The 15,142-nt window shown below is 68.4% G+C and carries 11 protein-coding genes and 1 tRNA gene; 9 read left to right on the forward strand and 3 right to left on the reverse strand.

Annotated elements, in window-relative coordinates:
* The first annotated feature begins 1 nt into the window (after position 1).
* The 9 genes from hutI to ACZF5Y_RS05225 all read left to right on the forward strand — a co-directional run bounded on the left by hutI (position 2) and on the right by ACZF5Y_RS05225 (position 10,407).
* The gene (gene hutI, locus ACZF5Y_RS05185; protein ID WP_497534760.1) at positions 2-1,237 is read left to right on the forward strand and encodes an imidazolonepropionase; all 1,236 of its coding nucleotides are present in this window, start codon (positions 2-4) and stop codon (positions 1,235-1,237) included.
* A gap of 192 nt (positions 1,238-1,429) precedes the next feature.
* On the forward strand, positions 1,430-3,034 hold the full coding sequence (locus ACZF5Y_RS05190) for an ABC transporter substrate-binding protein (protein WP_497534761.1): 1,605 nt from the start codon (positions 1,430-1,432) through the stop codon (positions 3,032-3,034).
* 73 nt (positions 3,035-3,107) lie between these two features.
* Positions 3,108-4,175, forward strand: coding sequence for an ABC transporter permease (locus tag ACZF5Y_RS05195; RefSeq protein WP_497534762.1), 1,068 nt, complete (start codon positions 3,108-3,110; stop codon positions 4,173-4,175).
* A 2-nt stretch (positions 4,176-4,177) separates the two neighbouring features.
* Positions 4,178-5,164, forward strand: coding sequence for an ABC transporter permease (locus ACZF5Y_RS05200; protein ID WP_497534763.1), 987 nt, complete (start codon positions 4,178-4,180; stop codon positions 5,162-5,164).
* Positions 5,161-6,855, forward strand: coding sequence for a dipeptide ABC transporter ATP-binding protein (locus ACZF5Y_RS05205; protein ID WP_497534764.1), 1,695 nt, complete (start codon positions 5,161-5,163; stop codon positions 6,853-6,855). The genes ACZF5Y_RS05200 and ACZF5Y_RS05205 overlap by 4 nt, the downstream gene beginning before the upstream one ends.
* 196 nt (positions 6,856-7,051) lie before the next feature.
* Positions 7,052-8,956, forward strand: a complete 1,905-nt coding sequence (gene typA, locus ACZF5Y_RS05210) for a translational GTPase TypA (RefSeq protein ID WP_497534765.1) — start codon at positions 7,052-7,054, stop codon at positions 8,954-8,956.
* Positions 8,957-9,088: 132 nt separating this feature from the next.
* Positions 9,089-9,724 (forward strand): CG0192-related protein, encoded by a 636-nt coding sequence (locus ACZF5Y_RS05215; RefSeq protein WP_497534766.1) that lies wholly within the window; start codon positions 9,089-9,091, stop codon positions 9,722-9,724.
* A gap of 116 nt (positions 9,725-9,840) precedes the next feature.
* Positions 9,841-9,914 (forward strand) — tRNA-Pro (locus tag ACZF5Y_RS05220).
* Between the two features lie 148 nt (positions 9,915-10,062).
* A complete protein-coding gene (locus ACZF5Y_RS05225; protein WP_497534767.1) occupies positions 10,063-10,407 on the forward strand; it encodes a TraR/DksA family transcriptional regulator in 345 nt (114 codons plus the stop codon).
* A gap of 46 nt (positions 10,408-10,453) precedes the next feature.
* On the opposite strand, the gene ACZF5Y_RS05230 is transcribed toward ACZF5Y_RS05225, so the two are convergent.
* The 3 genes from ACZF5Y_RS05230 to ACZF5Y_RS05240 all read right to left on the reverse strand — a co-directional run bounded on the left by ACZF5Y_RS05230 (position 10,454) and on the right by ACZF5Y_RS05240 (position 15,089).
* Complete coding sequence (locus ACZF5Y_RS05230) at positions 10,454-12,850, reverse strand: transglutaminase TgpA family protein (protein ID WP_497534768.1); 2,397 nt, start codon at positions 12,848-12,850, stop codon at positions 10,454-10,456.
* Positions 12,847-13,995: a DUF58 domain-containing protein gene (locus ACZF5Y_RS05235; RefSeq protein ID WP_497534769.1), complete on the reverse strand. Its 1,149-nt coding sequence runs from the start codon at positions 13,993-13,995 to the stop codon at positions 12,847-12,849. The genes ACZF5Y_RS05230 and ACZF5Y_RS05235 overlap by 4 nt, the downstream gene beginning before the upstream one ends.
* A 104-nt stretch (positions 13,996-14,099) precedes the next feature.
* Positions 14,100-15,089 carry an AAA family ATPase gene (locus tag ACZF5Y_RS05240; RefSeq protein WP_497534770.1) on the reverse strand — a complete coding sequence of 330 codons (990 nt, stop codon included), beginning with the start codon at positions 15,087-15,089 and terminating at the stop codon, positions 14,100-14,102.
* Between the last annotated feature and the right edge of the window lie 53 nt (positions 15,090-15,142).

The raw sequence follows: 15,142 nt of genomic DNA on the forward strand, positions 1-15,142 counted from the left end.
GATGACTCACGCGACGCGCAGCCTGCTCATCGACAACATCGGCGAACTCACGACGAACGACGATGCCCACGGCGGTCGCATGCGCGATGCGGCGGTGGTGATCGAGCAGGATCGCGTCGCGTGGGTCGGGCCGTCGTCGCAGGCGCCGTCAGCCGACGAGCGCCTCGACGCCGCTGGTCGCGCGGTATTGCCGGGGTGGGTGGACTCGCACACGCACCTCGTGTTCGCCGGTGACCGGACCGCCGAATTCGAGGCCCGCATGGCAGGGGAGTCGTACGCGGCCGGCGGTATCAACGTGACGGTATCGGCAACGCGTGCGGCGTCGGACGCCGAGCTCGAAGCGAATCTCGAACGGCTCGTCGCGGAGGCGCGGCGGGGCGGCACGACGACCATGGAGACGAAGACCGGATACGGCCTGACCGTCGCCGACGAGGTGCGCTCGGCGCAGATCGCCGGGCGCCACGTCGACGCGGTCACGTTCCTGGGGGCGCACGTGGTTCCCGCCGGGTCCGACCCCGAATCGTACCTCGATCTCGTAACGGGGCCGATGCTCGATGCCGTGGCCCCGCACGTGAGCGCCGTCGACGTATTCTGCGAGACGGGCGCCTTCGATGAAACGGGGAGTCGTCGCGTACTCGAGGCCGCCGGCCGAGCCGGCCTCGCGACGCGCGTGCATGGCAATCAGCTGGGACACGGCCCGGGGGTGCGCGTCGCAGTCGGTGCGGGATCGCTGAGCGTCGATCACCTCGGCTTTCTGAGCGAGGGCGATGTCGCGGCCCTGGCCGGGACGTGGAGCGACTGGCGCGGTGGCGCCGGTCGGCGCGGCACGGTCGCGACGGTGCTGCCCGCCTGCGACCTTTCGACGCGCATGCCGCTGGCTCCCGCGCGTGAACTGCTCGATGCCGGTGCGGTGGTCGCGATCGCCTCGAATGCGAATCCCGGGACGTCGTATACGAGCTCGATGGTGTTCTGCGTCGCGACCGCGGTGCTGCAGATGCGTCTGACGATCCAGGAGGCCGTGCGGGCGGCGACACTCGGCGGTGCGCTGGCGCTGGGAATGGAGCGTGATGGGTGGCGCGACCCTGCCGGCGTGGCTCAGGGTGCCGTCGGCATCGTGCGACCCGGCGCGCGTGCCGACCTGCAGATGCTCGCCGCGCCCTCGGTGACGCACCTCGCGTACCGGCCGGGAATGCCGCTTGTCGACGCCGTGTGGCGGGCCGGAACGCGCATCGGGTAACGGCCGCGCCTTGTGGACCCCTCAAGACAGGGTATTGAGGGGTCCAGCACGACCTGCCAGACAGATTTACCGTTCCGTTACTGCTTCGTGATGACGCGTCACTAGGCTGCGGAGTACGAAACCGGGAGCATCCACACCGACGTGATGCGCACTGTCCGGTGAGTGAGAGGGAAAGCATTGAAGAAGACGATGATGTCTGCGGCCGCTCTGATGGGCGCAGCACTGCTGTTCACCGGCTGCGCGACGAGCAGCACAAGCGGCGGTTCCGGTGGAGACGGCGGCGGGGGCGGTGGCGAGATCACCGTCGGTACGACCGATAAGGTCACCTCGCTCGACCCGGCGGGCTCCTACGACAACGGCTCGTTCGCTGTCATGAACCAGGTCTACCCGTTCCTGCTCAACAGTGTGTACGGCACCGCTGAGGTCACTCCCGATATCGCCGAATCGGCTGAGTTCACCTCGCCCACCGAATACACGGTGAAGCTCAAGTCGGGGCTGAAGTTCGCCAACGGCAACGACCTCACTTCGAGCGACGTCAAGTTCTCGTTCGACCGCCAGGTCGCGATCAACGACCCGAATGGCCCCGCATCGCTGCTCGGCAACCTCGACAAGGTCGAGGCGCCCGATGACACGACCGTGGTGTTCACGCTGAAGAACGGTGACGACCAGGTGTGGCCGCTGATTCTCTCGAGCCCCGCAGCCCCGATCGTCGACGAGGACGTGTTCTCAGCCGACTCGGTCACGAGCGACGACGACATCGTGAAGGGCAAAGCGTTCGCCGGCCAGTACGAGATCACCTCGTACAAGCTCAACGAGCTCATCGCCTACGCGCCCTACGACGGCTATCAGGGCAATCTCGGTGCAGCCGAAAACGACGGCGTGAACGTGAAGTACTACGCCGACGCGTCGAACTTGAAGCTCGACATCGCGGGAGGCGCGATCGACGTGGCCTTCCGTTCGCTGTCGGCCACCGACAACGACGAACTCGCGAAGAACGACAAGGTGAAGCTCGTCGAGGGCCCCGGCGGCGAGACCCGCTACATCGTCTTCAACTTCAACACGATGCCGTACGGCGCGACCACGGCCGACGCCGACCCGACGAAGGCCCAGGCCGTGCGCCAGGCCGCTGCCGACCTCGTCGATCGCGCGGCGATCGCGAAGGACGTCTACAAGGACACCTACAGCCCGCTGTACTCGTTCGTGCCCGAGGGCCTGCCAGGTGCGACCGAGCCGCTGAAGGAGCTCTACGGCGACGGCGACGGAGGCCCCGACGTCGAGAAGGCGAAGAAGACGCTCGCCGATGCGGGTGTCGAGACGCCGGTGCAGCTCAGCCTGCAGTACAACGGCGATCACTACGGCCCGTCATCGGGTGACGAGTACGCGCAGGTGAAATCGCAGCTGGAGCAGGACGGCCTCTTCGCGGTCAACCTGCAGCAGACGGAGTGGGTGCAGTACAGCAAGGACCGCACCGCAGACGTGTACCCGGCGTACCAGCTCGGCTGGTTCCCCGATTACTCGGACGCCGACAACTACCTGTCGCCGTTCTTCCTCAAGGAGAACTTCCTCGGCAACCATTACGACAACCCCGAGGTCAACGACCTGATCGTCGAGCAGCAGACCGAGACCGACCAGGCGAAGCGTCTTGACGATCTGGGCAAGATCCAGGAGCTCGTCGCGAACGATCTGTCGACGTTGCCGCTGCTCCAAGGCAAGCAGGTGGCCTACACGGGCACCTCGGTCGAGGGCACCACCCTCGACGCGTCGTTCAAGTTCCGGTACGCCCCCATCACCAAGTAGCGATCGTCAGGGCAGCGGGCTCCACCCTCGGGTCGGGGCCCGTTGCCGTGATCGACGCGAACAGGCTTCACTCATGACTGCTCCCGCATCTGTCGTCGCGGCGCGACGCGCTCCGACCGGGGGAGGGCTCGGGCGCTACGTGCTCATCCGGCTCCTCCTCATCATCCCGACGGTGTTCATTCTCGTCACCGTCGTCTTCTTTCTCATGCGCCTCACCGGCGACCCGATCACGGCCGCGCTCGGCGGCCGGCTGCCCGCCGACCAGCTCGCGGCCCGCGTGCACGAGGCCGGGTACGACCGGCCGCTGATCGTGCAGTACCTCGACTACTTGGGGGGAATCTTCCGCGGTGATTTCGGCACCACGATCACCGACCACCGCCCCGTGATCGAGATTTTGCTGCAGTACGGCTCGGCCACGCTCGAGCTCGCCTTCTACGCGCTCATCGTCGCGTTCGTGATCAGCATTCCGCTCGGCCTCATCGCTGCCTACCGCCGCGACCGCTGGCAAGACGCGGTGCTGCGCATCATGGCGATTCTGGCCTATGCAACCCCGATCTTCTTCGTCGGGCTGCTTTTGAAACTCGTCTTCTCGGTGTGGCTCGGGGTGCTGCCCGTGGCCGGGCGCGCGGGCACCCGAACCGAGCTCGTCATGGGCGGGGTCGATTCGCCGACGGGCATCTATCTGCTCGATGCGATTCGTTTGGGCGATCCGGCACTCATTGGTGATGTGCTGCAGCACGCGATTCTGCCCGCCATCGCGCTTGGTCTGCTGACGGCCGGGGTCTTCCTGCGACTCATCCGCACGAACGTGATCGGCACCTTCGGGCAGCAGTACGTCACCAGCGGCCGGTCGCGCGGCGTGAGCGAGTGCCGTCTACTCACCAAGCACGCGTTCCGACCCGCGCTCATTCCGATCATCACCGTCATGGGCATGCAGGTCGCGATGCTGCTCGCCGGTGCCGTGCTGACCGAGACGACGTTCGAGTGGAAGGGGCTCGGCTTCATGCTCGCCGAGTATCTGAAGGCCCGTGACTTCGTCGCGGTGCAGGGCATCGTCGTGATGATCGCCGTCATCGTTGCGGTCACGAACTTCATCGTGGACCTCGTCGCCGCGGCCGTCGACCCGAGGGTGAGGTACTGATCATGTCCATGCGAGATCTTCCGACCCTCACGACCGAGGCGCTGTCGGTGCCGGTGCCGAGGCGGCGCCTGCGCGAACGTCTCCCCGTCGTCTCACACCTTCGGCAGAGCGTCGGGCTGCAGCGCGGCATGCTGATCACGGGGCTCGCGCTCACGGCGGTCTTCGTGCTGCTTGCGCTGCTGGCGCCGCTGATCGCGCCCTACGGCTGGGCGCAGCAATCGGTCGACGGCGTCGCCTTCGGTACTCAGCAAGCCCCGAATGCGACGAACCTGCTCGGCACCACGGTGTCCGGCTTCGACGTGCTGTCTCGAGTCATCTGGGGTGCCCAGACGGCGCTCTTCGTCATTGCCGCCGCGATCCTGTGCTCGATTTTCATCGGTATCGCGCTCGGCCTCGTCTCCGGCTACTTCGGAGGCTGGCTCGATCGCCTGCTCGTCGTGCTCTCCGACGCGATCTACGCCTTCCCGTCGCTGCTGCTCGCGATCGTGATGTCGATCGTGATCAGCCGGGGCCAGTCGACGCTGTTCGGCGGCATCGCGGCGACCGCGATTTCGATCACGGTGGTGTTCGTGCCGCAGTACTTCCGCGTGATTCGCGCCGAAGTGGTGCGGGTGCGCTCCGAGCCGTTCGTCGAGGCCGCACGGGTCATCGGCGTGCCGACCGGGCGCATTCTCGTGCGCCACGTGCTGCGCAACTCGGTGCGCTCGCTGCCGGTTGTCGTCACGCTCAACGCGTCGGAGGCGCTGCTGACCCTCGCGGGTCTCGGGTTCCTCGGCTTCGGCATCGAGGCCACCTCGGCGGCCGAGTGGGGGTATGACCTCAACCGTTCAGTCGCCGACGTGACGAGCGGCATCTGGTGGACGAGTGTCTTCCCAGGCCTCGCCATCGTGCTCGTGGTGCTCGGCATCACACTCGTCGGTGAGAGCCTCAACGATCTATCCGATCCGCGCCTCCGACAGCGGCGCCGACTGAAGCGGGTGGCACGATGAACCGCATCGCAGAAATCACCGACCTGCGGGTCACGTTCGCCACGGATGGCGCTCCGGTCGAGGCCGTGAAGGGCATTTCGATCGCTGCGAACGCGGGCGAAGTGCTCGCGATCGTGGGCGAATCGGGATCGGGCAAGACCGTGACCGCGAACGCGCTGCTCGGCCTGCTCCCCGAGACGGCGACGCTTGAGGGGGCGCTGATTGTGCGCTCACGCAGCGGTGCCGAGATCGACGTCGTGCGCGCGAGTCACGCGGAGCTGCGCGCGATGCGCGGCGACGATGCGGCGATGGTGTTCCAGGAGCCGTCGACGGCGCTGAACCCGGTGTACCCCGTCGGGTGGCAGATCGCCGAGGGCCTCCGTGCGCACCGCCAGATCGGCAAGAAAGAGGCGCGGGCCGAGGCGATCGACATTCTGCGGCGCGTCGGCATCCCCGACCCCGAACGCCGCGTCGACGAGTATCCGCACCAGTTCTCGGGCGGTCAAAAGCAGCGCATCGTCATTGCGATGGCCCTGGTGCTGAATGCGGGGCTCATCGTCGCCGACGAGCCGACGACCGCACTCGACGTGACGGTGCAGGCCGAGATCCTCGACCTGCTGCGCGTCTGCCGCGACGAGTTCGGGGCGACGATCGTGCTCATCACCCACAACATGGGTGTCGTCGCCGACCTCGCCGATCGCGTGGTGGTCATGTACCAGGGCGACATCGTCGAGGAGGCGCCGGTCGCCGAACTGTTCGCGTCGCCGCGCGAGCAATACACCCGCGATCTGCTGGCCGCGGTGCCGCACGTCGGCCATGGCAAGTCGCGCACGCAGCCCCGTGTCGGAGCCGACGTCGTCGACGCCGATGCGCCGCGGGATACGACCGACCACGTCATCGTCGCCGAGGGCGCGCAGATCGGGTACCCGTCGCGCTTCGGCCGCGGCGCGACCGTCGCGGTGCACGGGGTCGACTTCTCAGTCGCTCCGGGCGAGGTCGTGGGGCTCGTGGGCGAGTCGGGCTCGGGCAAAACCACGATCGGCCGTGCCGTCGTGGGCCTGACCAAGGTCGTCGACGGGTCGCTGCGCGTGCTCGGGCACGAGATGCGCGACGCGAAGCCGCGCTCGCTCGCCCCGCTGAGGCCCGACATCGGCTTCGTGTTCCAGGACCCGGCGACCAGCTTCAACCCGCTGCTGTCGATCGCGGAGTGCATCGCCGAGCCCCTCATCGTGCACGGCCGCGCGAGCAGCCCGGCGGCGGCCCGCGGGCGGGTGAATGAGCTGCTCGATGCGGTGCGTCTGCCTGCGGTGTTCGGTGACCGCTTTCCGCACGAGCTGTCGGGCGGCCAGCGCCAGCGCGCCTCACTGGCGCGTGCGCTCGCGCTCGACCCGAAGCTGCTCATCGCCGACGAGCCGACGAGCGCACTCGACGTCTCGGTGCAGGCGACGGTGCTCGAACTCTTCGTGCAGCTGCAGGCGGAGCTGGGGTTCGCATCGCTGTTCATCAGCCACGACCTCGCGGTCATCGATGCGGTGTCCGACCGCATCATCGTGCTGCAGCAGGGACGCATCATGGAGCAGGGCAGCACCGCGCAGGTGCTGGGCAGCCCCACCAACGCGTACACCCGCGAACTGCTCGCCGCGATTCCGGTACCGGATCCGGCCGAGCAGGCGAAGCGACGAGAGGCCTCGCGGGCGCTGCGCGCCGGCTGAGGAGGGGCGCGCACCGCCGTCGCGCGCGGGGTTTAGGAGCGCTCCTCCCACCCCGTGCGCGATTCGGCGTGAACACGCCGGTTGATCCGCTAAAATAGTGCGTCGGCGTTTTTCGGTGCCACCGCGGGGCGAACCCGCTCCGTGGCCGGCATCCCGCCGTGCCGACACAACCTCGTCTCGTTAGGACTCCACCTTTATGGCTCTCGCCACTCGCGAAGACCTCCGCAACGTTGCCATCGTCGCACACGTCGACCACGGCAAGACCACGCTCGTCGATGCCATGCTGCGTCAGACCAACTCCTTCGATGCGCACGCCGACGTCGACGATCGAGTCATGGACTCGAATGACCTCGAGCGCGAAAAGGGCATCACCATTCTGGCCAAGAACACGGCCATCACCTACGAGGGTGCGCACGCCAACGGCACCCCCATCGTCATCAACGTGGTCGATACGCCGGGTCACGCCGACTTCGGCGGCGAGGTCGAGCGCGCACTGTCGATGGTCGACGGCGTCGTGCTGCTCGTCGACGCTTCTGAGGGCCCGCTGCCCCAGACCCGCTTCGTGCTGCGCAAGGCGCTCGAGTCGAAGCTCCCCGTGATTCTCGCGGTCAACAAGACCGACCGCCCCGATTCGCGCATCGAAGAGGTCGAGGGGGAGGCGCAGGATCTGCTGCTCGGCCTCGCCTCGGATCTGTCGGAGGATCACCCCGACATCGACGTCGACGCCGTACTCAATGTGCCGACCGTGTACCTCTCGGGTCGCGCCGGCGCTGCATCGCACGATCGCCCCGTCGACGGCGAGCTGCCGAACAACCCGGATCTGGAGCCCCTCTTCCAGACCATCCTCGAGCGCGTGCCCGCGCCGACGTACGACACCGACTTCCCGCTGCAGGCGCACGTGACGAACCTCGACTCGTCGCCGTTCCTCGGCCGTATCGCGCTGCTGCGCGTGCACCACGGCTGGATCAAGAAGGGCGAGACCGTCGCCTGGGTGCAGCATGACGGCACCGTGCAGAACGTGCGCGTCACCGAGCTCATGCTCACTAAGGCGCTCACCCGCTACCCGGCCGAGAAGGCGGGCCCCGGCGACATTGTCGCCATCGCCGGCATCGAGAACATCACCATCGGTGAGACGATCGCCGACGCCGAAGATGTGCGGCCGCTGCCGACCATCACGGTTGATGATCCCGCAATCTCGATGACCATCGGTGCGAACACCTCGCCGCTCGTCGGCAAGGTGAAGGGCCACAAGCTCACCGCCCGCATGATCAAGGACCGTCTCGACCGCGAGCTCATCGGTAACGTGTCGCTGCGCGTGCTCGACGTGGGCCGTCCCGACGCGTGGGAGGTGCAGGGCCGCGGCGAGCTGGCTCTTGCCATCCTCGTCGAGAACATGCGCCGCGAGGGTTTCGAGCTCACCGTCGGCAAGCCCCAGGTGGTCACCAAGGAGGTCGACGGCAAGAAGCACGAGCCGTACGAGCACCTCACCATCGATACCCCCGAGGAGCACCTCGGTGCGATCACGCAGCTGCTTGCGGCGCGCAAGGGCCGCATGGAGAACATGGTGAACAACGGCACCGGCTGGGTGCGCATGGAGTTCATCGTGCCGTCGCGCGGCCTCATCGGCTTCCGTTCGGAGTTCATGACCATCACCCGCGGCACCGGCATCGCGAACGCGATCTCGCACGGTTACGACGAGTGGGCGGGCGTCATCACGACTCGCAACAACGGTTCGATCGTCTCCGACCGCTCGGGTGTCGTCACGCCGTTCGCGATGATCAACCTGCAGGAGCGCATGAGCTTTTTCGTCGCTCCGACCGAAGAGGTCTACGAGGGCATGGTCATCGGCGAGAACTCGCGCTCCGAAGACATGGACGTGAACATCACCAAGGAGAAGAAGCTGACGAACATGCGTTCGGCATCGGCTGACTCCTTCGAGTCGATGACGCCCCCGCGCAAGCTCACGCTCGAAGAGTGCCTCGAGTTCGCCCGCGAGGACGAGTGCGTCGAGGTCACCCCCGAGGTCGTGCGCATTCGCAAGGTCGAGCTCGCCGCGAACCTCCGCGCCCGCTCGGCATCGCGTCAGAAGAACCAGAAGTAACGGTCTTCCGTTCCTCGCAGGCCCCGGATCGCGCAGTGCGCGGCTCGGGGCCTGCGGTGTTTCTGGGAGCGAGCGGAGTGAGTGACGCTGCCTGGCTCGAGACGGCCACGTGTGCGGGCGTAGGATCGGGCCATGTCGATCATTCACCGCACCACGTTGAACCCGTCGAAGTACGAACTGCTTGCGGCCTGGCTGCCGTCGCAGCCGTGGTTCGCCGGCGATGCTGCACAGCTGGAGCCGGTCGGCGCGTACCGATTCGACGACCCCGAGGGCGAGGTCGGTCTCGAGGGGCACGTGTTCACCGCAGGCGACGAGACGGCGTACCACTTGGCGCTGAGCTACCGTGGCGCACCGCTCGACGACGCTGAGGAGTTTCTCGTCGGCACCACGGAGCACGGGGTGCTCGGCACCCGGTGGGTGTACGCGGCAATCGGTGACCCGGTGTTTCGGGCGGTGCTCGGTGCAGCGATCGTGCGCGGTGAAACGGGGAGCCGGGAGTACACGCAAGATGCCGAAGGCGCGACCGCAGAGCGCGAGCCCACTCTGCGCGTGCGCGGTACGGGAAACGACGACGGTGCGGGCCCTGAGCTTGCCGCCGTGCGGTTGGCGACGGAGGGGGCGGCGAGCATCGCTGAGACCGAATTCGCGACCCTCGCGGTGCACCACGTTGTCGCACTCGAAGCCGGGGGAGACCCGGCAGGTACGTTGACGCTGCGCGGCGAGTGGGCTGGGGCGGTCGACGCGTTGCTCGCCTCGCTGCGCGTGTAGGCGCCGCACGCGGCTCGGTGGCCACTCGCGGCTCGCCCGCGCGACACGACCGAACCGCCTCGTTTTCGTGTTTGCCGACGGAGCCGCTAGAGTATTCCTTGCGTGAAAAACGCAATCGGGATGTGGCGCAGCTTGGTAGCGCACGTCGTTCGGGACGACGGGGTCGCAGGTTCAAATCCTGTCATCCCGACGAAATGGCCCGGAATTCCGCTGAGAAATCGGCGAGGTTCCGGGCCTTTGTCGTTTTCGCTTCCGCGCGGTGTGCGAGCGTGAGGTCTCTCGGGCGGAGCGGTTCCGGGGTCGCGCCCCGGTGCCGGTGGGCGTACAGTCGAAGCACCATGGTCGAGTCCGTCGATATCCGCGCGCTGCTCCTCATCGAGCAGGCGCGAACGGCCGAGCGCGTCGAGAAGCTGGACGCCGAAATCGCGGCATTGACTCGAGCTCGCCGCGGGTCTGTCGACGATGACGAGCACGATCCCGATGGAGAGCCGCTCTCAGCGCGGTGGTCGTTGCTCGCCGGCCTGCTCGAATCGGCGCACGACGATGCTCGCCAGATCGAGGCGGCGCTGCGCCGACACGATGCCGGAACCTTCGGAGTCTGCGCACGGTGCGGAGAGCGAATTCCGCAGGGTCAGCTCGAGGTACGGCCGTTTCGAGAGCGCTGCGTCGCCTGCACCCCGTAGCGTGCGTGCTCCGGCGAAGTTGACGTTGACGTCGACGGGGACGATGTCAGCCGGACCGGCCGAGTGAACGCGGCAGCACCGCGGCCCGGAGGCGAGCAGCGCGACCGGCCGACGCGCGCAGCGACTGCCGGGCGAGCTGCAACTCTGCGGCGAGTGCATCGGGCGGGGTGCGGTGATCCTGCCCCGGCTCGCCCGCGCCACCCGCCGCTCGCACGCTCGGTCCGTAACGCTCGCGCTCCATCGCCTGCGCGATGCTCCGAGCGCTCGCCGTTGCGCTTGCGGTCAGAGCCCCACGATGCTCCCAGGCGTCGATCCAGGCGGTCGAGGTGCGTGCGCGCGGTGGATCGCCGGCGGCCTCGCTCAGCCATCCCAGGTCACGGGCGGTGTCGCGCAGTTCATCCCAGGCGTTGCTGCCCGGTCGGTCGCCGCGTGCGATGTGCCGCATTCGGCGCGATCGTCGAACGCCCCGCCATACGGATGGCACCGCGATGATCACGAGTAGCGCGCAGGCGGCCAAGAGGAGTGCAACGGGCGCCAGTGGGCTCGCGACGGTCGGCGAGTCCGTTGCCGTGGGCACTGGAACCGTCGGATCGAGCGTGGGCTGTTCGCTGGGCTGCGGCGCAGACGTCGGCGTTGGGCCGGTGTCGTCAACCGGAGTGGCCGCGTCAGCGTTGGCGGTGGTCGTGTCGGAGGTGCCGTCGGCGGTGGCTCCGGCGCCCCCTGGCGTAGGTTCGAATGACACCCAGCCCAGGTCATCGACATAGATCTCGGGCCACGCATGCAGCTGCCGCCCGAGCACGCGCGTCGCGTCGTCGCGTTCGGCGCGGCTCGCGTATCCGACCGCCACGCGGGTCGGCACCCCGAGTTCGCGCGCCATCACCGCGAACGTGGCAGCGTAGTGCACGCAGAATCCGCTTCGGGTCGTGAGAAACTCGGTCATCACGGCATAGGGGTCGTCGGGGTCGGCGTCCGGTTCGTAGGGCGCTGATTCCGAGTAGGCGAAGCTGCCGCTGCGGAACCAGTCTTGGAGCGCGTGGCCCACGGCGAGTCGATCGGGGGCCGACCCGGCGACCTCCGCTGCGGCACTCGAGAGCTCTGCCGGCATGCCGTCGGGGAGCGCCAGGTATGGCGCGAGAGCCGAGTCGTCGTCGACGCTCGCCGGGTCAAGCCTCGAGAGGGCGGTGGACGTGAGCGACGCGACAGCCTCGCCCGGCAACCGATCGGCGTCGAGCGGCGTCGCGGTTGCGGTGTATCGGGAGTCGCGACGGGTGATGTCGCGCTCGGAGCGCACCGTGTTCGACTGCTCGGCCCAGTTCCAGCGATCGGGGCGGAAGGTCCCCGCGTCGCCGGGAGCCGCAACGCGCTCGGTCGATTGCGGCAGCGGGAGCCAGGAACTGAGGAGGCCTTCGACGGTCACCTGCACGGTACGGGTGCGCAGGTGCGACTGCGCTGCAGTGGAGGCGCCCGGCTCGGCAGCGTCGGAAGCCGGCACCGTATCAGCCGCGCGTGCCGGTCGACTCGTGAGGCTTTGGTCGGTCAGTGTGGTTTCGGGTTGCCAGACACCGCCCTCGAAATCTGCCAGGGTCGCAAGGGTGAAGCGAAGCGGGCCCGGCACCGAGCTGCGGTAGGTGAACACGGGGGAACTGCTCCGCGCGCGGAGATCCTCGGCAAGCGCGAGCGTCACGTCTGGCACCGACTGCGAGACGGGGGCCGCCAGCAGTGAGTCGTTCCAGAGTCGATCCCGCGAAGCGGGAAGCACCGCGACGACACCCGCGGCGAGGCCGGTCACGACGAGCGCCGCGACACCGCCCTGCCAGGTCACCCGTGGGGCGGATACGGCCGCGAGCAGTGCCAGGAGCAACGTTGTTGAGATGAGCGCCGGTGATCCCGCACTGACCCCCGTCACTGCCGAGGGCACGAGCAACACCAGCCCGACGACACCGCCGGCGATCAGAGGGGTATCTGCGGCGTCGGCGAGGAAGACCGTCGCTGCGGCCATGAGCAGCACGACCGCGAGTACGAGGTCGGAGAGGGGGCCGTTGACGGTCAGCGGGGCGGAGCCGGTGACGATCTGCAACTGCGCTTGCTCGAGCAGTGCTGCAGCATCGCTCCACCAGAGCGCCGCGCGACCACCACCCCACACCCACACGGCAACACCCAGTGCACCCGCGAATATGCCGGCCAGCGCGGCGTACACGGGACGCCGGTGACGCGCGCGCACGACGGCGGAGACGACAACGGTGCCAATGATCACGCCCATCGAGGCGAACCACCAGGCGCCCCAGTCGAGCACCGTCGTCAGCGCTGTGAGCACGACGCCCCACAGGACGAGGAGGAGGCCGCTCGACCAGAGTCGGGAGCGGCGACGGCGTTCGGGGTCTGCAGGTCGGTGCTCGGGCTGCGGCCGCGATGCTGAGCGCAGTAGCGAGGTCGCGGCGGTCACGCGGGCTCCGGGACGAGCAGGATGCGCCACTCGGGCGGCAGCGGCAGCGCCCCCGTCGATGACAACCCGTCACGCATCACGATCATCGTGCCGCCAGGCGAGTGCGGCAGAGCTTCGAGCAGCCGCCGGTGCGGGGCTCCGGTGACGACGATCGCCGGGAGGTCCGCTGACGCGGGCGACCGAGACGATCGCGTCCCAGGGGCGGGCGCATCGACCGCGGCGCGCGCCACGACGGCGAGCTCGCGGAGCGGGGCGTCGATGCTGCCCTGATGGTCGATCTGCCCACCATCGGGAGTGTCGAGCAGATGATCGCCCAGCTCGAGATGCACCGCGACGCCCTGCTCGGCCCAGAGGGCCACCACCGTCGCCGTTACCGAGACTGCGCGCTCGAACTCGGCGTCGCTCGCGTACCCTGCCGGGTCGACGTCCAGGCGCACGGAGCGAGCCGGAAGAGCTGCCGGCTCGGGGAGATTGACCAGCAGTTCGCCCTGGCGCGCGCTCTTCTTCCAGTTGATCTGCCGAGTTGCATCGCCCGTGCGATACTCGCGCAGCGCGCCGCCGCCCTCGGCGCCCTCACCGGTGCGCCCGACCGCAGCAGCGTCGAGGTCGCCCGGAGCAGACACGTGAGAGGGATCGGCCTCGAGCCGTCGGCGGAGCGCAGGAAGCGGTGCGGGGAGCACGCGCACCACGGTGTGCGCCGCGCAGGGCACGCGCACTGCGGCGAGCCCAAATGGGTCGGAATACCGGACCGCCGCGACCTCGAGTCGCGCCTCGCCGCGGCGGTCGGCGATCCATGACGTTGCGGCCCGAGCGTCACTGCCGGGGTGCAGCTCGAGCGGGCTTAACCGACGAATACCGTCAAGCGACCACTCCGCAGTCGCGATGACGGGTACCCGGATGCGGTGCGAGATCACCGCGGAGAGTTCGAGTGCCGAGCCGACTGCGGGGTTGCGGTCGGTCATGCGGAGTGCAGCCTGGGCTCGCGCCAGCACACCGATCACGCAGCTCGCGGCGATCGCCACGACGACGAGCGCGGCGAAGGCCGCCGCGAACTGCCACACGTCGCGCAGGCCGATCGCGAACCAGGCCGCCGCGAGCATGGCGGCGGCGGCAAGGCATCCCCATCCGCGCGCGGTCAAGGTCACGGGCACAGTTCGCCAGACGGCGCGGGCACGCGCCCAGCGGGGGTGCATGGCCGGGGGTCGAGCGTCTCGGGATCGTGCGGCTCGCAGTCGCGCAGTTCGGGGCATCAGCGCACGGGGAGACCGGCGAGAATCTCGGCGACGACGTCGGTCGAAGCCCGGGCCGCCTCGTCTGCTCGTGCGAAGCGACCGCGGGGCACCAGTCGGTGCGCGAGCACGGCCGCGGCGAGGTGTGCGACATCGTCGGGGGAGACATAGCTGCGGCCGAGCACGGCGGCGCGGGCGCGGCTCATGCGGCTCAGGTGCACGGTCGCACGCGGGCTGGCACCGAGAGCGATACTCGGGTGCGCACGCGTCGCCGCAATGATGTCGACGAGGTACGCGCCGACGGCGTCCGACAGGTGCACCTCGCCGACGGCGAGCTGTGCGGCGCGCACCTCAGCGATAGACGCGACCGGTGCGGTGGACTGGCTGATCCGGCGCCCTGACTGCTCAAGTGCGATGCGCAGTTCGGATGCGGCATCGGGGTACCCCAGCGAGATGCGGGTCATGAATCGGTCGCGCTGCGCCTCGGGAAGCGCGAAGGTGCCCGCCATGTCTTGCGGGTTCTGGGTCGCCGCGACGATGAACACCTCGGGAAGCCGATGTGTATGGCCGTCGACCGTGACCGACTGCTCCTCCATGGCCTCGAGCAGTGCCGACTGCGTCTTCGGTGTCGCCCGGTTCACCTCGTCGCCGATGATGATGTTCGCGAAGATCGGCCCCGGATGGAACACGAACTGGCCCGTTTCCTGGTCGTATACCGACAGACCCGTGACATCGGTGGGCAGCATGTCAGAAGTGAACTGGATGCGTCGCACGTTCGCGCTGATCGCACGACCCAGTGCCTGCGCGAGTGTGGTCTTGCCGACACCGGGCACGTCTTCGAGCAGCAGATGCCCGCGCGCGAGCACCGTGGTGATGACGGTCTCGATGACATCGGGCTGGCCCTGGATCGCGCGGCCGAGCGCGGCGGCGAGTCGAGCGGCGAGCTCGGCGGGGGAGGGCGCTGCGGGCACGGCTTGTTCGGTCTGCTCGTCCACCTCGGTCGTCGACATCGTCACGGCCCTTCCCGTCGCGGTTCACAGGAAGCATTGCACACGAGTCCGAG

This window comes from Leucobacter sp. WKLB1, assembly GCF_059696215.1.